This window comes from Saccharothrix syringae, assembly GCF_009498035.1.
GTDB lineage: Bacteria > Actinomycetota > Actinomycetes > Mycobacteriales > Pseudonocardiaceae > Actinosynnema > Actinosynnema syringae.
Genome location: NZ_CP034550.1, coordinates 5667253 through 5689726 on the forward strand (window position 1 = coordinate 5667253; position 22474 = coordinate 5689726).

The 22474-nt window shown below is 74.9% G+C and carries 2 protein-coding genes; both read right to left on the bottom strand.

Annotated elements, in window-relative coordinates; translation table 11 throughout:
* Positions 1 to 18 precede the first annotated feature (18 nt).
* Complete coding sequence (locus tag EKG83_RS48185; RefSeq protein ID WP_051766253.1) at positions 19 to 9888, bottom strand: type I polyketide synthase; 9870 nt, start codon at positions 9886 to 9888, stop codon at positions 19 to 21.
* Positions 9889 to 9916: 28 nt separating this feature from the next.
* Complete coding sequence (locus EKG83_RS24505; protein ID WP_228122185.1) at positions 9917 to 22456, bottom strand: type I polyketide synthase; 12540 nt, start codon at positions 22454 to 22456, stop codon at positions 9917 to 9919.
* Positions 22457 to 22474 lie beyond the last annotated feature (18 nt).

A 22474-nucleotide genomic window follows, 5' to 3' on the forward strand; every position in this document is an offset into this window, starting at 1 on the left:
CGTCTGCGGTTCGGCCGATCAGCTGAAGTTGATTCCGAATTCCCGGTCGACGAAGTCGAGGAGCTGCTCGACCGACGACGACTCGATGTCCACCTCGTCCGCCTCGCCGCCGGTGGGCTCGGCCCACCGCGCGAGCAGTGCGTGCAACCTGTCCGCGGCGCGGTCCCGCACGCCGGGGTCGGCCACCAGCGGGGCCAGGGCCCGGCCCAACCGGTCGATCTCGGCGGAGACGACCTCGTCCGGGGTGGGCGCGGTGCCGATGAGCTCCCGCCGCAGGTGGCCGGCGAGGGCCACCGGGGTCGGGTGGTCGAACACCAGCGTGGCCGCCAGCCTGCGCCCGGTGGCGCGGTTGAGCCGGTTGCGCAGCTCCACCGCGGTCAGGGAGTCGAAGCCCAGTTCGGTGAACGCGTGCCCCGGGTCGAGCGCCGCCGGGTCGGCGTGGCCGAGCACGGTGGCCACGTGGGCGAGCACCAGTTCCAGCAGCGCGAGGTCCTGCTCCGGCTCGCCCAGGCCGGCCAGCCGCTCGACCAGGGCAGCGCCGCCGTCGACCGCGCCGTCGGCCGCGGCGCGGCGCGGTGCGACCCGCACCAGGCCGCGCAGCAGGGCGGGCAGCGCGTCGCCCTGGGCGCGCAGCGCCACCGGGTCCAACCGCATCGGGAGCAGCCACTCGTGGTCGGTGGTGAGGGCCAGGTCGAACAGGTCGAGCCCTTGTGCCGCGGTCAGCGCGGCCATGCCGGCGCGGGCCATGCGCCGGTAGTCGGCGTCGGTCAGGTGCGCGGTCATGCCGCTCGACGTCCCCCACAGGCCCCACGACAGCGCCTGCCCCGGCAGGCCGATCCGCCGCCGGTGCCGGGCCAGCGCGTCGAGGAAGCCGTTGGCGACCGCGTAGTTGGCCTGCCCGGCGCCGCCGAGCACCGCCGCGGCGGAGGAGAACAGGACGAACGCCCGCAGGTCGAGGTCGCGGGTCAGGTCGTGCAGGTGCCACGCGGCGTCGACCTTCGGCCGCAGCACGGCGGAGATCCGCTCCGGGGTCAGCGCGCCGACCACGCCGTCGTCGGAGACGCCCGCCAGGTGCAGCACCGCGGTCAGCGGCCGGTCGGCGGGCACGGCCGCCAGGGCCGCGGCGGCGTCCTCGCGCACGGCCACGTCGCCGGCGAAGACGGTGACCGTCGCGCCGAGGGCGGACAGCTCGGCCACGAGGTCGGCGGCACCGGGGGCGTCGGCGCCGCGCCTGCTGGTGAGCAGCAGGTGCCGGACGCCGTGCCCGGTCACCAGGTGCCGGGCGAGCAGGGCGCCCAGCGAGCCGGTGCCGCCGGTGACCAGGACGGTCCCGTCGGGGTCGAGCGCGGGCGGTGCGCCGCCGGTCGCGGTGGCGCGGGTCAGGCGCGGTACCAGCAACCTGCCGTCGCGCACCGCCACCTGCGGCTCGCCGGTGAGGACCGCCGAGCGCACCGCGCCCACCTCGTCCTCTTCGCGCGCCGCCCGGTCCAGGTCGACCAGGACGAACCGGCCGGGGTTCTCCGTCTGCGCGGACTTGACCAGGGACGAGGCCGAGGCGGTCGGCAGGGTGGTCGGGTCGTCGCCGGGCAGGGCCGCGTCGCGGGTCGCGACGACGAGCCGGGACCGCTCCAGGCGCTCGTCGGCCAGCCACTCCCGCACCAGGTCCAGCGCGCGGGCGGCGGCGGCGTGCGTGGCGGCGGCGGGGTCGGCCGCGGCCGGGGCGGTCAGGGGCGCGACCACGGTCTCCGGCACGGGCAGGCCCGCGTCGATCGCGGCGCGCAGCCCGGTCAGGTCGGCGAAGGGCTGCCCCGGGCCCAGGTGGACCCACTCCCCCGCGACGGCCCGCGGTCGGGGCACCTCGACCCACCGCACCTCGAACAGGGAGTCGGACGAGCCGGTCCCGGCGGGCGCCGCGGCGTCCGGTGCCACCGGGCGCCACCGCAGCGAGGCCGCGAGCGCCACCGGTGCCCCGGTGGCGTCGGCGACGAGCAGGGACGCGGTGTCCTCGCCGGTCGAGGTGAACCGGACCCGCAGCGAGGTGGCGCCGACCGCGCGCAGGGAGAAGCCGTCCCAGGTGAACGGCAGCACCGGCGGGGCGGCGGCGTCGACGACGCGCAGCACCATCGCGTGCAGGGCGGCGTCGAGCAGGGCGGGGTGCAGGCCGTACCCGGCGGCCTCGTCCCGCAGCCGTTCGGGCAGGGCGACCTCGGCGAAGACCTCGTCACCCCGCCACCAGGCGCGGCGCAGGCCCTGGAACGCCGGGCCGTAGTCGTAGCCCCGGGCGGCGAAGCGCTCGTAGGCGCCGGTGACGTCGACCTCCTCGGCCCCGGCCGGCGGCCACTCGGCCAGCCCGTCGGCGTCGGCCCCGTCATCGGGGGCCAGCACGCCGCCGGCGTGCCGGGTCCACGGCCCGTCGCCGCGGTCCGGGCGGGAGTGCACGGCCAGTTCGCGCCTGCCCTGCCCGTCGGGTGGGCCGACGCTCACCTGGACCTGGGCCGCGCCCCGCTCGGGCAGCACCAGCGGCGCGGCCAGGGTCAGCTCCGCCACGTGCGCCGCGCCCACCTGCTCGCCCGCGCGCGCCGCCAGCTCCAGGAACCCGGTGCCGGGGAACAGCACCGCCCCGCGCAGCGCGTGGTCGACCAACCAGGGCGCGGTGGCGGTGGACAGCCGGGCGGTGAGGACGACGCCGTCGTCCTCGGCCAGCTCGACCACGGCGCCCAGCAGCGGGTGCGCGGCCGTGCCGAGCCCGGCCGCGCCCAGGTCGCCGCGGGCGCGGCGGCCCGGGCGCGGCCAGTAGCGCTCGCACTCGAAGGCGTAGGTGGGCAGGTCCACCACCGAGGCGGCCCCGAACACGGCGGACCAGTCGACCGGCACGCCGTGCGCGTGCAGCTCGGTCGCCGACAGCAGGAACCGCCCGGTGCCGCCGTCGTCGCGGCGCAGCGTGCCGACGGCCAGCGCGTCGACGTCGACCGCCGCGAAGGTCTCCTGCAGGCCCAGCGCCAGCACCGGGTGCGGGCTGACCTCGACGAACACCCCGTGCCCGGCCTTGAGCAGGGCGGTGGTGGCGTCCTGGAACAGCACGGTCCGGCGCAGGTTGCGGTACCAGTACCCGGCGTCCATGCTGAGCGGGTCGACGAGGTCCCCGGTGACGGTCGAGTACACCGGCACGTCGCCGCGACGCGGGGTGACCGGGGCCAGCACCTCCGCCAGCTCGGCCTCGATCCGCTCGACCTGGGGCGCGTGCGCGGGGAACCTCACGCCGGGCACGTTCCAGCGCATGACCCCGTCGGCGGACAGCTGCCTGGCCAGCTCGACCAGCGCGGCGGGTTCACCGGAGACCGAGACGGAGCCGGGCCCGTTCACCGCGGCGACCGCGATCCGGTCCCCGAACGGCTCGACGCGCGCCCTGGTGCGCTCGACGGGTTCGACGACCGACAGCATCCCGCCGAGGCCCTCCAGCGCCACCAGCGCCCGGCTGCGCAGGGCGACGACCCGCGCGGCGTCGTCCAGCGACAGCACGCCGGCGACGCAGGCCGCGGCGATCTCCCCCTGCGAGTGGCCGACCACGGCCGCGGGCCGCACCCCGATCGAGCGCCACAGCTCGGCCAGCGCCACCATGACCGCGAACAGCACCGGTTGCAGCACGTCGACCCGGTCGAGCCCGGGTGCGCCGGGCGCGCCGCGCAGGACGTCGAGCAGGGACCAGCCGGTGAGCGGGTCGAGCGCGGCGGCGCACTCGGCGATCCGCGCGGCGAACACCGGTGCGGCGTCCAGCAGCGGCACGGCCATGCCCGCCCACTGCGAGCCCTGGCCGGGGAACACGAACACGACCCGGTCGTCCGCCGCGGCGGAACCGGTGACCACCGCGGGCGAGGGCACGCCGGCGGCGAGCGCGGCCAGTCCGTCGAGCAGCGCGTCCCGGTCCGCGCCGACCACCGCGGCGCGGTGCTCGAACGCGGCGCGGGTGGAGGCCAGCGACCAGCCGACGTCACGCGGGTCGGCGGCCGGGTCGCGGCGCACGTGGTCGAGCAGGCGCGCGGCCTGGGCGCGCACGGCGCGCGGCGACCGGGCCGACAGCACCCACGGCACAGGTCCGGGCAGGCCCGTGGCCGCGGCGCGCTCCCCGTCCGCGACGCGCTCTCCACTGGGGGCGCGCTCCCCGCCCGAGGTGGTCTCCCCGCCTGCGACGCGCTCCCCACCCAGAGTGGTCTCCCCGCCCAGAGTGGTCTCCCCGCCTGCGACGCGCTCCCCGCCCGGAGTGGTCACCCCTCCCGGGGCGCGCTCCCCGTCCGGCGTGGGCGGTGCCTCCTCCAGGATCACGTGCGCGTTGGTGCCGCTCGCGCCGAAGGCCGACACGCCGGCGCGGCGCGGCCGCCCGTCGACCGGTCGCTCCCAGGGGATGGTGCCGGTCAGCAGCCGCACCGCACCGGAGGACCAGTCGACCTCGGGCGTGGGCTCGGTGACGTGCAGGGTCTTGGGCAGCACCCCCTCGCGCAGCGCCATGACCGCCTTGATCACGCCGCCGACGCCCGCGGCGGCCAGCGAGTGGCCGATGTTCGACTTGAGGGAGCCCAGCCACAGCGGTCGCCCGGGTTCGCGGTCGCGGCCGTAGACGTCCTGGAGGGCTCGTGCCTCGATGGGGTCGCCGAGCCGCGTGCCGGTGCCGTGCGCCTCGACCACGTCCACCTCGGCCGGCGCCACCCCGGCGTGCTCCAGCGCCTCGCGGATCACCCTTCGCTGGGCGGCGCCGCTGGGCGCGGCCAGCCCGTTGGACGCCCCGTCCTGGTTGACGGCGCTGCCCCGCACGACGGCGAGCACGCGGTGACCGTTGCGCCGGGCGTCGGACAGCCGCTCGACCAGCAGCAGGCCGACCCCCTCCGCCCACCCGGTGCCGTCGGCGGTTGCGGAGAAGGGCTTGCACCGGCCGTCCGCGGCCAACGCGCGCTGCCTGCTGTACTCGATGAAGTTCGCGGGCGTCGCCATGGCCGCGACACCGCCCGCGAGGGCCATCGAGCACTCCCCCGACCGCAGCGCCTGCCCCGCGAGGTGCAGGGCCACCAGCGAGGACGAGCACGCGGTGTCCACGGTGAGGGTCGGTCCCCCCAACCCGAAGGTGTAGGCGATCCGGCCGGACAGCACGCTCGCGGCGTTGCCGGTGAGCAGGTAGCCGTCGAAGTCCTCGGGGTCACCGGGCAGCAGCCCCGGGTAGTCCTGGGCGTTGGTGCCGACGAACACGCCCGTGCGGCTGCCGCGCAGGGTCGCCGGGTCGATCCCGGCGCGCTCGAACACCTCCCAGGCGGTGTGCAGCAGCAGGCGCTGCTGCGGGTCCATGGACAGGGCCTCGCGCGGGTTGACCCCGAAGAAACCGGCGTCGAACCCGGCCAGGTCGGCGAGGAAGCCGCCGGACCGGGTGTAGGTCTTGCCGGGCCGGTCGGGGTCGGGGTCGTGCAGCGCCTCGACGTCCCAGCCCCGGTCGTCGGGGAAGTCGGTCACCGCGTCCACGCCGTCGGCGACGAGCCGCCACAGCTGTTCGGGCGAGGTCACCCCGCCGGGGAAGCGGCACGCCATGCCCACGATCGCCAGGGGCTCGTCGGCGGGCGCGGTGCCCGCGGCACCGCGCTCCGGTCCGGTCGCACCGGTGTGCAGCGCCTCCGCGAGCAGCGCGGGCGTCGGGTGGTCGTAGACGAGGGTGACGGGCAGGTCGAGGCCGGTGGCCGCGCGCAGCCGGTTGCGCAGCTCCACGGCGGTGAGGGAGTCGAAGCCGATGTCCTTGAACGCGCGGTGCTCCTCGACCGCGTGGGGCGAGCGCAGCCCCAGCACGGCGGCGACCTCGGTCCGCACCAGCTCCCGGACCGCGTCGGCCCGGTCCACCCCGGGCAGTCCCGGCTCGCCGCCGGTCCGCCGGTCGCGGACCCGGGCGTCCGGCACGCCCGCCAGCAGCGGGCGCGGGCGGATCGCGGCGTACTCGGGGACGAAGACCTCCCAGTCGATGTCGGCGACGACCACCAGCGCGTCCTCCGCGCCGACCGCCCAGGACAGGGCCCCCGGCGCCGTCCCGGCGGCCAGGGGGCGCACGCCCCGGCCGTGCCCGGTCGCGCCCGCACCCGACCACGGCCCCCAGGACAGCGCCGTGGTGGGCAGGCCCCGGCGCCTGCGGTGTTCGGCGAGGGCGGCGAGGTGGGCATCGGCCATGGCCACGCGGCCGTGGCCGGGCGAGCCGAACAGGCCGACCAGGGAGGTGAACAGCACCAGTTCGGTCTCGGCGCCGAGCAGGTCGTCGAGGTGGCGCGCCCCGGTCACCCTGGCGGCGGTCTCCTCGTCCACGGTGGCGGCGTCGAGCCCGAGCAGCGGGGTGGGCGCGTGGTCGTCGGCCAGGTGCAGGACCGCGTCGACCCGACCGTGCCCGGCGGTCAGGTCCGCGATCAGCGCGGCCACGGCCGCGTGGTCGGTGACGTCGCACGACACCACCGTGATGCGGTCGTCGGCCGGCTCGCGGCCGGCGGGGTCGGTCGGGGCGCGCCGGCCCGCCAGCACCACCCGCGCCGCGCCGTTGGCGACCAGCCACGGTGCGACGAGGCCGCCGAGGGCCCCGGTGCCGCCGACGACCAGGACCGTGCCGCCCGGTCGCCAGCGGGTGGGGCCGGCGCCGGGGACCGGGACCAGCCTGCGTGCCGCGGCCCCGCCTTCGCGCACCGCGACCTCGTCCTCCACCCCCGCCGCCAGCACGCCCGCCACCAGGTCGGCCACCACCGGGGAGGCGGTGCGCGGCACGTCGACCACCCCGCCCCACCGGTGCGGCTGCTCGACGGCGGCGGCCCGGCCCAGTCCCAGCACCGCGGCCTGGTCCGGGTCGTCCGGGTCGGGACCGGCGCCGTGCGTCGCGCACCAGACCCGGGTGTCCAGGCCGCGGTCGGCCACGGCCTGGACCAGGGCGAGGGCCGAGGTGTGCCCGCCGCCCGCCAGGCCCAGCAGGCTGAGCACGCCGTCGGGGGCGCGCCCGCCGAGGAGCCGCGCGAGGCCGGACCGGTCAACCCGGTCCTGCTCCACCGCGACCACCTCGACGGCGGCGCCCCGACGTGCCAGGGCGTCCCGGGCGGCGACGGCCCACGCCTCGTCGGCCCCCGCCGCGGCGAGCACCAGCCAATCGCCGCCGAGGTCGCCGTCCAGCCGGTCGTCCAGCGGGACCCACTCGACCCGGTAACGCCGGTCGGCGCCGGGCACGGCGCTCCGGGCGGCCGGTGCGGCGTGCCAGTAGCGCTCGCGCTCGAAGGCGTAAGTCGGCAGGTCGACGCGGCGGGCGCCGGTGCCGTCCAGGAGCGCGGTCCAGGTGACCGGGACACCGCGCACGTGCAGGTGGGCCAGTGCCGTGACGGCCGACTCCACCTCGTCACGACCCCGGCGCAGAACCGGAACACCGTGCTCGACCAACCCCGCCAACGCACCACCCGGCCCCACCTCCAGGAACGTGCGCACGCCCGTCATGGCCTGGACCGCGTCGTGAAACCGCACCGTGCTGCGGACCTGCCCGACCCAATACCTTGGGTCGCACACCTCGTCCGTCGCCAGGGCACCGGTTACCGTCGAGATCAACGGCAAACGAGGCGGCCGGTAAGAGACCTGTTCCAGCACCGCCCGGTACTGGTCGAGCATGGGTTCCATCAGGACCGAGTGGAAAGCGTGACTGACCCGCAGCCGCTTGGTCCGCCGTCCCATGGCGGCGAACTCCGCCGCCACGGCTAACACCCGCTGCTCATCCCCGGACAAAACGACTGAATCGGGCCCGTTGACCGCCGCGATGTCGACACCCCGACCAGTGACCTCGTCCTCGGTGGCCTGCACCGCCACCATCGCCCCACCGGCGGGTAACGCGGCCATCAACCGACCACGCGCCGACACCACCCGCACCGCATCGCCCAACGACCACACACCCGCCACATGTGCAGCCGCCAACTCACCGATCGAATGACCCGCCAACACCGCAGGCGACACACCCCACGAGGTCAACAACCGAAACAGGGCCACCTCAACAGCGAACAACCCAGGCTGCGCCCAACCGGTGTCGTCCAGATCTTCGGCGCCCTCGAACACCACCTCGCGCAAACCATCACCAAACGCCGCGCACACCTCGTCAAACGCCTCGGCGAAGACAGGAAAAGCCGCATGCAGCTCACGGCCCATCCCCACCCACTGCCCACCCTGACCGGTGAACAACAGACCCAGGTCGCCGTCGGTGACCTCGCCGCGCACGAGCCCGGCCGCCGACCGGCCCGCGGCCAGCGCCGTGAGCCCGTCCTCGACCTCGGCGCGGGTGTGCCCGAGCACGACGGCGCGGTGCTCGAAGGCCGTGCGACCGGTCGCCAGCGAGTGCGCCACGTCCACGAGGGGTGCGGTGCGGGCGGGTGAGGCCAACAGCCGGGTCGCCTGCCCGCGCAGCGCCTCGCCGTTGCGCGCCGACAGCGGCCACGCCACCACCGCCGGTGCGGCGCGGTTCTCGGGCGCCGGTTCGCCGGTGACCGCCGGCGGCTCTTCGAGGATCACGTGCGCGTTGGTGCCGCTGGCGCCGAAGGCGGAGACGCCGGCGCGGCGCGGGGTGGTGGTCGCGGGCCAGGGGCGGGGTTCGGCGAGCAGCTCGACCGCGCCCGCCGACCAGTCCACGGCCGGCGTGGGCTCCTCGACGTGCAGCGTCCTGGGCAGCACGCCGGCGCGCATGGCCAGGATCACCTTGAGCACGCCGGCCAGGCCCGCAGCGGCCTGGGTGTGCCCGATGTTGGACTTGATCGAGCCCAGCCACAGCGGCCGGTCGCGGCCCTTGCCGTAGGCGGCCAGCAGCGCCTCGGCCTCGATGGGGTCGCCGAGCCGCGTGCCGGTGCCGTGCGCCTCGACCGCGTCGACGTCGGCGGGGTCCAGCCGGGCGTCGGCGAGCGCGGCGCGGATGACCCGCTGCTGGGCGGGTCCGTTGGGGGCGGTGAGCCCGTTGGACGCGCCGTCCTGGTTGACCGCGGTGCCGCGGACGACCGCGAGGACGGGGTGGCCGTGGCGGCGGGCGTCGGACAGGCGCTCGACCAGCAGCACGGCCGCGCCCTCGGCCCACCCGGTGCCGTCCGCACCGGCGCCGAACGCCTTGCACCGCCCGTCGGCCGACAGGCCGCGCTGGCGGCTGAACTCCAGGAACGTGCCGGGTTTGGACATCACGGTGGCCGCGCCGACCAGCGCCGCCGAGCACTCGCCCGCGCGCAGCGCCCGCACGGCCAGGTGCAGGGCGACCAGTGAGGACGAGCACGCGGTGTCGAGGCTGATCGCGGGCCCCTCCAGGCCGAGGGCGTAGGCGATCCGGCCCGACAGGACGCTGGCCACGGTGCCGGTGAGCAGGTGGCCTTCCAGGGCCTCGGGGGGTTCGTGCATGGCCAGGTAGTCCTGGTTGACGAAGCCCGCGTAGACGCCGGTCCGCGTCTCGCGCAGCGACCTCGGGTCGATGCCCGCGCGCTCGACGGCCTCCCAGGCGGTTTCCAGCAGCAGGCGCTGCTGCGGGTCCATCGCCAGCGCCTCGCGCGGCGAGATGCCGAAGAAGGCGGCGTCGAAGTCGGCGGCCGAGCGCAGGAACCCGCCTCCCCGGGCGTAGGTGGTGCCCGACCGGTCCGGGTCGGGGTCGTAGAGGGCGGCGAGGTCCCAGCCGCGGTCGGCGGGGAAGTCGGAGATGACGTCGCGCCCCTCGGCCACGACGCGCCACAGCTCCTCGGGGGTGTCGACGTCGCCGGGGAAGCGGCACGCCATGCCGACGACCGCCACCGGCTCGGGTTCCTCCAGCTCGCGCAGCCGGGTGCGGAGCCGCTCGTTCTCCTTCAGCGAGCTGCGCAGTGCCCGAACGATGTCCTCTGGGGACGTGGCCACGGGTCCGTTCCTCCTCGGCGGGGTCTGGTCAGGCATCGCGGGACGCCATCCGGATCAGCTCGTCGACGTCCATCTCGTCGATGGCCGGGTCGTCGTCGGGGTCCGCCGGAGCGGTGTCCTCGGCCAGGGCGCGCAGCGCCGGGACGAGGCCGGCCGCGCGGAGCCGGGCCACGGGGATCGCGGCGAGCAGTTCGCGCAGGGCGCGGTCGCCGGGGTCCCCCGGGTCCTCGCCGGGCAGCAGCAGGGCGCCGAGGTGGGCGGCGAGCTTCGCCGGGGTGGGGAAGTCGAAGACGACCCCCGCGGGCAGCGGGAGGCCGGTGACCACCCGGAGCCGGTTGCGCAGCTCGACCGCGGTGAGCGAGTCGAACCCGATCTCGCGGAAGGCGCGGTCGGTGCCGACCTCGTGCGGCGAGGCGTGCCCGAGCACGGCGGCGACCTGGCCGCGCACCAGGTCGAGCAGCGCCTTGGCCCGCTCGTCGGGGTGCAGCGGCGCCAGGGTCTCCGCCAGCGACGGGCCGTGCCCGGCAACGGGCTCGTCGTCGGCGGGCAGCGCGCGGACCTCGGGCAGGTCCGACAGCAGCGGGCTGGGCCGGTGGTAGGCGAACGCCGGGTGGAACCGCGCCCAGTCCACCGCCGCGACGGTCAGGGCGGTCTCGCCGTCGGCCACGGCCGCGGCCATGGCCCGCACCGCGAGGTCCGGGTCCATGGGGAGCACGCCGCCGCGGTCGAGCCGGTCGGCGACGTCGGCGGCCAGCATCCCGCCCGCGCCCCACGAACCCCAGGCGATCGACGTGCCCGCCAACCCGGCGCGGCGGCGGTGCGCGGCGAGGGCGTCCAGGTAGGAGTTCGCGGCCGAGTAGGCGGTCTGGTCGCCGCTGCCCCAGGTGCCCGCGATCGACGAGAACAGCACCAGCGGCGCGGTGTCGTCCTCCAGCAGGTCGTGCAGGTTCCGCGCGCCCTCGACCTTGGTGCGCAGCGCGTCGGCGAAGTCCGCGACGGAGGTGTCGGCCAGGGGGCGGTAGTCCACCGCGCCCGCGGCGTGCAGCACCGCTCCCACCCGCTCGCCCCCGGCGCGGAGCCCGGCGAGCACCCCGCCCAGGGCGGTGCGGTCGGCGACGTCGCACGCCACCACCGTCACCCGCGCGCCGAGGTCCCGGACCTCGGCCGCCAGCCCGGCCGCGCCCGGGTCGCCCGGCCCGCGCCGGCTGAGCAGCACCACGTGCCCCGCCCCGGAAGCGGCGGCCCAGCGGGCCATCCGGGAGCCGATGGACCCGGTGCCACCGGTGATCAGGACGGTGCCGTCGGGTGTCCACGGCCGCGCGGCCCGGGTCCGGGGGGCACGGCTGAGCCTGCGCCCGAACGCGTCCGCGCCCCGCACCGCCACCTGGTCCTCGTCGCGTTCCCCGGCCAGCACGCCCAGCACCCGGTCCACGGCCGGGTCGACCAGGGCCGCCGGCAGGTCGACCACCCCGCCCCACCGGTCGGGGTGCTCCAGGGCGGCCACCCTGGCCACGCCCCACACCGCGGCCTGGTCGGGCACGACCGGGTCGTCGCCGACGTCGACCGCACCGCGGGTCAGGCACCACAGCGGCGCGGTGACGCCCGCGTCGCCCAGTGCCTGGACCAGGGTCAGGGTGGCCGGGGCCGCCACGGGCAGCTCCGGGTGGCCGGGGTGGCGCGAGTCGTCGAGGGCCAGCAGCGACAGCACACCCGTCACCTCCGAGCCCGCGACCGCCTCGGCGACGCGGCGCGCGACGACGTCCCGCTCCTCGCCGGTCGCCACCGGCACGAGCCCGCGGACGTCCAGCCCCCGCGCGACGAGCAGGTCGAGGACCCCCGCGGCCGCGCCGGTCCCGCCCAGCACCACCAGCCAGGCCGGGGACGGCGCGGACCGGGCGATCGCCCGACCGGGCAGCGGGACCCACGTGACGCGGTAGCGCCAGCCGTCCACGACGGCGTCGTCGCGCCTCGCCGCCCGCCAGGCGGCGAGGGCGGGCAGCACCGCGTTCAGCGGTTCGTCCGGGGCCACGCCCAGCCGGTCCGCGACCGCGTCGACGTCGTCGTCGGTGACGTCCCGCCAGAAGTCGGCTTCCGCGGGGTCGGCCGGGGTCGGCGCCTCGGCTGGGAGTTCGACCCAGTAGCGGGTGTGCTCGAACGGGTAGGTGGGCAGGTCGACGACACGGGCACCGGTGTCGGTGAACACCGACCGCCAGTCGACGTCCACGCCGTGGCAGAACACCTCCCCCGCCGACTGCAACACCCGATCCAGGCCACCCTCGTCGCGCTTGAGCGTGCCCACCGCCACCGCCTCGACCCCGACGGCGTCGAAGGTCTCCTGCATCCCCACCACCAACACCGGATGCGGACTCACCTCCACGAACACCCGATGCCCATCCGCCAACGCCGCCCGCACACCTTCCTCGAACCGCACCGTCCGCCGCAGATTCCGATACCAGTAACCCGCGTCCATCAGCGCGGCACCGACCGGCTCGCCCTCAACCGTCGAATACAGCGGAATCTCGGCCTCGCGCGGCTCGATCCCGGCCAACACCTCCGCCAACTCCGACTCGATCGCCTCCACGTGCGCCGAGTGCGAGGCATAGTCCACCGCGATCAACCGCGCGCGCACGTCGGCGGCCACCAGTTCGTCACGCAAGGCACGCACCGCGTCGGCGTCACCGGAAACCACCGTCGAAGACGGGCCATTGACCGCCGCCACCGACACACCCACACCCAACAACGGCACCACCCGCTCCTCGGGCAACGGCACCGACAGCATCCCCCCGGCCCCGCTCAACGCCCGGATAGCGCGACTGCGCAACACCACCACCCGCGCCGCATCCTCCAACGACAACGCACCCGCCACACACGCCGCCGCAATCTCCCCCTGCGAATGCCCCACCACAGCCGACGGCACCACCCCCAGCCAGCGCCACACCTCGGCCAACGACACCATCACCGCGAACAGCACCGGCTGCACCACATCAACCCGGTCAAAGCCAGTCCCCGACCGCACCGCATCCAACAACGACCAACCCGTCAACGGGTCCAACACCGCCGCGCACTCACCCAGCCGCCGAGCGAACACCCCCGAAGACTCCAGCAGGCCCACCGCCATACCCACCCACTGCGCCCCCTGCCCCGGGAACACGAACACCACACCACCACCGGGACCCGGCGCCGCAACAGGCTGCTCACCCGCAGCCACCGCCGCCAAAGCCCCGGCACCACCCACCACCACGGCCCGGTACTCGAACACCGAACGCGACAACAACGAAAAACCAACATCGACCGGCGACCTGTCGACCACCACGGGCAACAGACGGGCCGCCTGGGCCCTCAACGCCTCCGGAGTCCTCGCCGACAACACCCACGGCACAACCGGCGACCCAACCCGACCCGGAACGACCTCACCGTCCACATCGGCCTGTTCGAGGATGACGTGGGCGTTGGTGCCGCTGATCCCGAACGACGACACCCCCGCCCGGCGCACGCGGCCGCCCACGGGCCACGGCCGCGCCTCGGTCAACAACTCCACCGCACCCGCAGACCAGTCCACCTCCGGCGTGCGCTCCTCGGCGTGCAACGTCTTCGGCAAAACACCCTCGCGCAACGCCATAATCATTTTGATCACGCCACCCACGCCGGCGGCGGCCTGCGCATGGCCGATGTTCGACTTCAACGACCCCAACCACAACGGCCGGTCCCGCCCCTGCCCATAGGTCGCCAACAACGCCTGAGCCTCGATCGGATCACCCAACCGGGTCCCCGTACCGTGCGCCTCCACGACATCCACATCGGACGGCGACAAACCGGCGTTCGCCAACGCCTGCCGGATCACCCGCTGCTGCGACGGACCATTCGGCGCCGTCAAACCATTCGACGCACCATCCTGGTTCACCGCCGAACCCCGCACCACCGCCAACACCCGACGACCATTGCGCCGCGCATCCGACAACCGCTCCAGGACGAGGACGCCGACGCCCTCGGACCACCCGGTCCCGTCCGCGGACGCCGAGAACGCCTTGCACCGACCATCCGATGCCAACCCGCGCTGACGGCTGAACTCGACGAAGGTGCCGGGCGTGGACATCACCGTCACACCACCGGCCAGGGCGAGGTCGCACTCGCCGGACCGCAACGACTGCCCCGCCAGGTGCAACGCCACCAACGACGACGAACACGCCGTGTCCACCGTCACCGCCGGACCCTCGAACCCGAACGTGTAAGCAACCCGACCCGACAGCACGCTCCCGGTGTTGCCGGTGAGGAAGACGCCTTCCAGCTCGCTGGGCATCCGGGACAGCGGAGGCGCGTAGTCGTGGTACATGGTCCCGGCGAACACGCCGGTGCGGCTGCCCTTCAGGGCACGCGGGTCCGCGCCGGCGTGTTCCAGCGCCTCCCAGGAGGTTTCCAGCAGCAGCCGCTGCTGGGGGTCCATCGCCAGCGCCTCGCGCGGCGAGATCCCGAAGAACGCCGCGTCGAACCCGGCCGCCTCGTGCAGGAACCCGCCTTCGCGGGTGTAGGAGGTGCCGGGCCGGTCGGGGTCGGGGTCGTAGAGGACGGCCAGGTCCCAGCCCCGGTCGGTGGGGAACCCGGTGATGCCGTCGACGCCGTCGACCACCAGTCGCCACAGCTCCTCCGGCGAAGCCACGCCACCCGGGTAGCGACACGCCATGCCCACGACCACCACGGGGTCGTCCGCCACCGCCGCCGGTGCGGCGACGTCGGGTGCGACCGCGGTGTCCGCGAGGAGGAGCGCCACCACGTGCGCCGGGGTCGGGTGGTCGAACAGCAGGGTCGTGGGCAGCCGCAGGCCGGTGGTCGCGACCAGGCGGTTGCGCAGCTCCACCGACGCCAGCGAGTCGAAGCCGACGTCCTTGAACGGCAGGTCCCGGTCGATCCGGTCGGGGGACGGCAGGCCCAGCACGGCGGCGGCCTCGGTGCGCACGAGGTCCAGCAGGACCCGTTCGCGCTCCTCCCCCGGCACGCCGGCCAGCAGGCGCTCCAGGGGGTTGTCGTCGTCCGCCGCGCGGGCGGCCACCGGGCGGGCGGGTGCGCGCACCAGGCCGCGCAGCAGGGCCGGGACGCCCTCGCCGCGCCGGCGCACGGCGGCGGTGTCCAGCCGCAGCGGCGCCAGGAGCGCACCACCGTGGGCGAGTGCGGCGTCGAAGAGGTCCAGGCCCTGGCGGACCGGCAGGACGCCCACCCCGGCCCGCGCCATGCGGGTGAGGTCGGTGTCGCCGAGGTTCCCGGCCATGCCGCCCTCGCGGTCCCACAACCCCCAGGCCAGTGACTGCGCGGGCAGGCCGAGCCCGGCGCGGTGCTCGGCGAGGGCGTCGAGGAAGGTGTTGGCGGCGGCGTAGTTGCCCTGTCCGGCGGCGCCGACCAGGCCCGAGATCGACGAGAACAGCACGAACGCCGTGAGGTCGGCGCCGCGGGTCAGCTCATGCAGGTGCCAGGCGGCGTCGACCTTGGGCCGCAGCACGCCCGCCACCCGCTCCGGGGTCAGCGCGGTCACCACGCCGTCGTCGAGCACCCCCGCCGCGTGGACCACGCCCTGCAGCGGGTGGTCCGCGGGAACGGCGGCGAGGACGGCCGCCAGGGTTTCCCGGTCGGCGGCGTCGCACGCCTCGACCCGGCAGGTCGCGCCGAGGGCGGTCAGCTCCGCGACGAGGGCGGTCGCACCGGTGGTGGCCGGGCCGCGCCTGCCGAGCAGCAGCAGGTGCCGGACGCCGTGCCCGGTCACCAGCCTGCGGGCGACGAGTGCGCCGAGGCGGCCGAACGCCCCGGTCACCAGCACGGTGCGCTCGGGGTCGAAGCGGACCGCCGCGCGGTCGGCCCGGGCGGGCACGCGTGCGAGGCGGGGCGCGGTGGTCTTCCCGTCCCGCACGCGCAGCTGCGGTTCGCCGGTGGCCAGCGCGGAGGCGAGCGCGGTGTCGTCCACGTCGGTGGCCGCCTCGACGAGGACCACCCGGCCGGGGTGCTCGGCCTGGGCGGTGCGGACGAGCCCGTGCACGGTGGAGGCGCCCAAGTCGGTGGTGGTGACGACGACCAGGGTCGCCTCGGCGAGCACGTCGTCGGCCACCCAGTCCTGGACCAGGGCGAGCGCGGCGACCGCGGCGCGGTGCGCGGCGTCGACCACCGGCCCGCCCCCGTCGAAGAGGGCGACCACGGCCCGGGGGACGGGGGCACCGCCGGCGACCTCCACGCGCAGCTCCGGCAACCCCGGCACGTCCCGGCCGAGGCGGACCCAGCGCCCGGTGCCGGTGGCGGCCGGCACCGGCGGTTCCGTCCAGGCCACGGTGAACAGGGACTCGTGCCGCCGGGTGCCGGCGGCCAACCGGTCGGGCGTCACGTCGCGCCAGGCCAGCTCGGTGACGGTGACGACCGGCCGGCCCGCCGGGTCGGTGGCGACGAGGGCCGTGGTGCCGGGGCCGGAGCGGGTGAGCCGCACGCGCAGGGACGTGGCGCCCGTGGCGTGCAGGGACACCCCGCTCCAGGAGAAGGGCAGCCTCGGCGAGTCCGCCGCCAGGACCACCGCGTGCAGGGCGGCGTCGAGCAGCGCGGGGTGCAAGCCGAACGCGGCGGCGTCGACGGCCTGCTCGTCGGCCAGGGCGACCTCCGCGAACACGTCGTCGCCGCGGCGCCAGGCGGCGCGCAGGTTCCGGAACGCGGGACCGTAGGCGAACCCCCGCCCGGCGAGCCGGGCGTAGGCGTCGGCGAGGTCGACCGGCTCCGCGCCGGAGGGCGGCCACGGCACGGCCGGCGAGACCTCGACCTCGTCCGGCACGAGCAGGCCGACCGCGTGCCGCACCCACGGCACCGGGTCCGCCTCGCCGCCCGGGTCCGGGCGCGAGTGGACGCCGATGTCCCGCCGCCCCGCCGCGTCCGGCGCCCCGACCACAACCTGCACCTGGACCGCTTCCCCGGCCACCAGCACGAGTGGTTCCCGGAGGGTCAGCTCCGCGATGCCGCGGCACCCCACGCGGTCGGCCGCCCGAACGGCCAGCTCGACGAAGGCGGTACCCGGCAGCAGCACCGCGTCGAGCACGACGTGGTCGGCCACCCAGGGGTGGTCCGCCGTGGACAACCTGCCGGTGAGGACCACCCGGTCGTCGTCCGCGAGGTCGACTTCGGCGCCCAGCACCGGGTGGTCCACGTCCGCGAGCCCGACGGCGGCGGCATCGGTCCCCGGGCCGGCGTCGAGCCAGTACCGCTGGTTCTGGAAGGGGTAGGTGGGCAGGTCGACCACGCGCGCACCCGTGCCGGCGAAGAGGGCCTGCCACTCGACCCCCACACCGCGCACGTGCAGGTGGGCCAGTGCCGTGACGGCCGACTCCACCTCGTCACGACCCCGACGCAGGACCGGCACACCGTGCTCGACCAACCCCGCCAACGCGCCACCCGGACCGACTTCCAGGAACGTGCGCACGCCCGTCATCGCCTGGACCGCGTCGTGAAACCGCACCGTGCTGCGGACCTGTCCGATCCAGTACGCCGGATCGCACACCTCGTCCGACACCACGGCCCCGGTCACCGTCGAGATCAGCGGCAGGTTCGGAGCCTGATAGGAAACCTGTTCCAGCACCGCCCGGTACTCGTCGAGCATGGGTTCCATCAAGACCGAGTGAAAGGCATGACTGACCCGCAGCCGCTTGGTGCGACGACCCAAGGCGGCAAACTCCGCCGCCACCGCCAGGACTTGCTGCTCATCACCCGACAAGACCACTGAATCGGGCCCGTTGACCGCCGCGATGTCAACACCCCAGCCAGTGACTTCCTCCTCGGTGGCCTGCACCGCCACCATCGCCCCACCAACAGGCAACGCCGCCATCAACCGACCACGAGCGGCAACCACCCGCACCGCATCGTCCAACGACCACACACCCGCCACATGCGCAGCCGCCAACTCACCGATCGAATGCCCCGCCAACACCGCAGGCGACACGCCCCAGGAGGTCAGCAGCCGAAACAGCGCCACTTCAACAGCGAACAAACCCGGCTGCGCCCAACCGGTGTCATCCAGATCCTCCGCGCCCTCGAACACCACCTCACGCAAACCATCACCAAACGCGGCACACACCTCGTCGAACGCCTCGGCGAAGACAGGGAAAGCCGCATACAGCCCACGGCCCATCCCCACCCACTGCGCACCCTGGCCCGAAAACAGCACACCGAGCCCACCGGGCACCACCGAACCCGACACCAACTCCCCACGACCACCACCCACCACCACGGCCCGGTGCTCGAACACCGAACGCGACAGCAGGGAAAGACCCACGTCGACCGGTCGTGTTCCGCCCATGCCGGACAGCAGTTCATCCACTCGGGCGCGCAGTGCCTCCGGGGTCTTGGCCGACAGCACCCACGGCACCACCGGCAGGTCGACGGACGTGACCGATTCCTCTGCCACCGGCTCGTCGGCCTGTTCGAGGATCACGTGGGCGTTGGTGCCGCTGATCCCGAACGACGACACCCCCGCCCGGCGCACGCGGTCGCCCGCAGGCCACGGCCGAGCCTCGGTCAACAGCTCCACCGCGCCGGAGGACCAATCGGCCTCCGGTGTGGGCTCATCGACGTGCAGGGTCTTGGGCAACAGCCCTTCCCGCAGCGCCATAACCATCTTGATCACACCGGCCACACCCGCAGCCGCCTGCGCATGACCGATGTTCGACTTCAACGACCCCAACCACAACGGCCGGTCCCGCCCCTGCCCGTAGGTCGCCAACAACGCCTGCGCCTCAATCGGATCACCCAACCGGGTCCCGGTCCCGTGCGCCTCCACAACGTCCACGTCAGACGCCGAAAGACCCGCATCGGCCAATGCCTGCCGGATCACCCGCTGCTGCGACGGACCGTTCGGCGCCGTCAAACCATTCGACGCACCGTCCTGGTTCACCGCCGAACCCCGCACCACCGCCAACACCCGATGACCGTTGCGCCGCGCGTCCGACAACCGCTCCACCAGCAGCATCCCGACGCCCTCGGACCACCCGGTCCCGTCCGCAGAAGCCGAGAACGCCTTGCACCGACCATCCGGCGCCAACCCGCGCTGACGGCTGAACTCCAGGAACATGCCGGGTGTGGCCATCACGGTCACGCCGCCCGCCAGCGCCAGTTCGCACTCGCCGGACCGCAACGCCCGCACCGCCAGGTGCAACGCCACCAACGACGACGAACACGCCGTGTCCACCGTCACCGCCGGACCCTCGAACCCGAACGTGTAAGCGATCCGACCTGACATGACGCTCGGGGTGGTACCGGTGAGCAGGTACCCGGCGAAGCCGTCCGGGGCCTGCGCCGCGCGGGGCCCGTAGTCGCTCGGGGTGGCGCCGATGTAGACACCGGTCCGGGTGCCCTTCAGGGACAGGGCGTCGACACCCGCCCGTTCGAACAGCTCCCACGACGTCTGGAGCAGCAGGCGCTGCTGCGGGTCCATCGCCAGCGCCTCGCGCGGCGAGATCCCGAAGAACTCCGGGTCGAACCCCGCCACGTCGTCCAGGAACCCGCCCGCGCGGGTGTAACTGGTCCCCCAGTGCTCCGGGTCCGGGTCGTACAGCGCCGCGTTGTCCCAACCGCGCCCCTCGGGGAACGGCGTGATGGCCTCGTCGCCCGCGAGGAGCAGGCGCCAGAGCCCTTCAGGGGACCGCACACCGCCGGGCAGCCGGCACGCCATCCCCACGATGGCGACGGGCTCGTCGACCGGCGGTGTGCGGGGTCGGGTGTCCCGGCGGTCCTCGCCGGCGACCTGGTCGAGCAGGTGGGCCGCCAGGAGCGCGGGAGTGGGGTGGTCGTACACGGCGGAACCGGTGATCCGGAGTCCCGTCGCCTCGGACAGGCGCTGCCCGAGTTCGACCGCCATCTGGGAGTCGAAGCCGAGTTCCTTGAAGGTGCGCCCGGTGTCGACGTCGGCGGCCTGGTCTCGGCCGAGGGTGGCGGCCACGCTCGCGCGGACCACCGCGCCGAGGTCGCTCCGGCCGGTGGGTGCCTCCTCGGCCGTCTTCCGCGGTCGCGGTGGCACGTGGGTGCGTCGAGTGGTGTCGTCGAGCCAGTAGGTCTGGCGCTGGAAGGGGTAGGTGGGCAGGTCGACCACGCGCGCACCGGTACCGGCGAACCACGCCTCCCAGTCCACCGCCACGCCCCGCACGTGAAGCCCGGCCAACCCGCTTGCCAGCGACTGGACCTGATCACGGTCACGGCGTTGGAGCGGCACGCACCCCTCAACCGACCCCGACAGCACCGCATCCGGACCGACCTCCACGAACGTGCCCACGCCCGTCATGGCCTGGACCGCGTCGTGGAACCGCACCGTGCCACGCACCTGCCCGACCCAATACCCCGGATCGCACACCTCGTCCGTCGCCAGGGCACCGGTTACCGTCGACACCAACGGCAGGCTCGGACCCTGATAGGAAACCTGCTCCAGCACCGCCCGGTACTCGTCGAGCATGGGTTCCATCAGGACCGAGTGAAAGGCATGACTGACCCGCAGCCGCTTGGTACGACGTCCCAGGGCGGCGAACTCGGCAGCCACCCTCAAGACTTGCTGCTCATCCCCAGACAAGACCACCGAATCCGGACCATTGACCGCCGCGATGTCAACACCCCGACCAGTGACCTCGTCCTCCGTGGCCTGCACCGCCACCATCGCCCCACCAGCCGGTAACGCCGCCATCAACCGACCACGCGCGGCGACCACCCGCACCGCATCGCCCAGCGACCAGACACCCGCGACATGCGCAGCCGCCAACTCACCAATCGAATGACCCGCCAACACCCCAGGCGACACACCCCAGGAGGTCAGCAGCCGAAACAGCGCCACCTCAACAGCGAACAACCCGGGCTGCGCCCAACCGGTGTCATCCAAGTCCTCCGCACCGTCGAACACCACCCCACGCAAACCATCACCGAACGCCGCGCACACCTCGTCAAACGCCTCGGCGAAGACAGGAAAAGCCGCATACAACCCACGGCCCATCCCCACCCACTGCGCACCCTGACCCGAAAACAGCACACCGAGCCCACCGGACACCACCGAACCCGACACCACGTTCCCCGCCGGCACACGACCCGCCAACGCCGCCAGGCCCGACACCAGCTCCTCACGACCGCCACCCACCACCACGGCCCGGTGCTCGAACACCGAACGCGACAGCAGGGAGTGCCCCACGTCGGCCGGGGAGACCGCGGTGGAGTCGAGGAGGGTTCGCAGCCGGTCCGCCTGGGCCCGCAGGGCGGGCCCGGACTTGGCCGACAGCACCAGCGGGACGCGGGTGGGCGGTTCGGCGTGCCCGGTGGGAGGGGTGGCCGGTGGTGCGGTCAGCACCACGTGGGCGTTGGTGCCGCCCATGCCGAAGGAGCTGACCCCGGCGGTGCGCGGGCCGTCGTCGGTCCAGTCGGCCGACTCGGTCTGCACGGCGAGGTTGAGGCGCGCGAGCGGGATGCGCGGGTTGGGCGTGGTGAAGTTGAGGCTGGGTACGAGCCGGCCGTGGCGCAGGCACAGCACCGCCTTGATGAACCCGGCGATGCCCGCGGCGCCGCTGAGGTGCCCGATGTTGGTCTTGACCGAGCCCACGGCCAGGGGTGCGCCCCCGGGGCGCCGGGAGCCGATCACGGTGCCGAGGGCGGCGGCCTCGACGGGGTCGCCGGCTTTCGTGCCGGTGCCGTGCAGTTCCACGTAGGAGATGGCGCCGGGGTCGATGCCGGCGCGGTCGCACGCCGCCCGCAGGACGTCGCGCTGGGCGTCCGCGTCGGGGGTGGTGAGGGTGCGCCCGCCGCCGTCGTTGTTGACCGCGGAGCCGCGGATGACGGCGTGCACGCGGTCGCCGTCGGCGAGCGCGCGGTCCAGGGGTTTGAGCACGACGAGCCCGCCGCCCTCACCGGGGACGTAGCCGTCGGCCCGTTCGTCGAAGGTGGCGCAGCGCCCGTTGGGCGACAGGCCGCCCCAGCGCGCCGCGGCCACGACGCCCTCGGGGGTGAGGTGCAGGTTGACGCCGCCGGCGAGGGCGGTCGCGGACTCGCCGTTGCGCAGGCTCTCGCAGGCCAGGTGCAGGGCGACCAGGGAGGAGGACTGGGCGGTGTCGACGGTGATGCTCGGCCCGCGCAGGCCGAGCACGTAGGACAGGCGGTTGGCGATGAGGCCGCGCTGGGCGCCGGTCATGGTGTGGTGGCCGGGTTCGGTGCCGTGGGAGAGCTTGGCGTAGTCGTCGGCGCTGACGCCGAGGAAGACGCCGGTGCGGCGGTCGCGCGGTGCGTCGGGGCGGTGCCCGGCGTCCTCCAGCGCCTCCCACCCCAGCTCCAGCACGAGGCGCTGCTGGGGGTCCATCGCCGCCGCCTCGCGCGGGGAGATGCCGAAGAAGTCGGGGTCGAAGTCGGCCACCGCGTCGAGGAAGGCGCCCCGGCCGGGGATGCCGAGCGCGGCGGGGGCCCACCGGTCGGCGGGGGTCGCGGTGATCGAGTGCCCGCCGCGGTGCAGCAGTTCCCAGAACCGGACCGGGTCGGGGGCGCCGGGGAACCGGCAGGCCAGCCCGACGACCGCGATGGGGAAGCTCTCGTCCCTCAGCACAACCTGCACCTTCCAGTC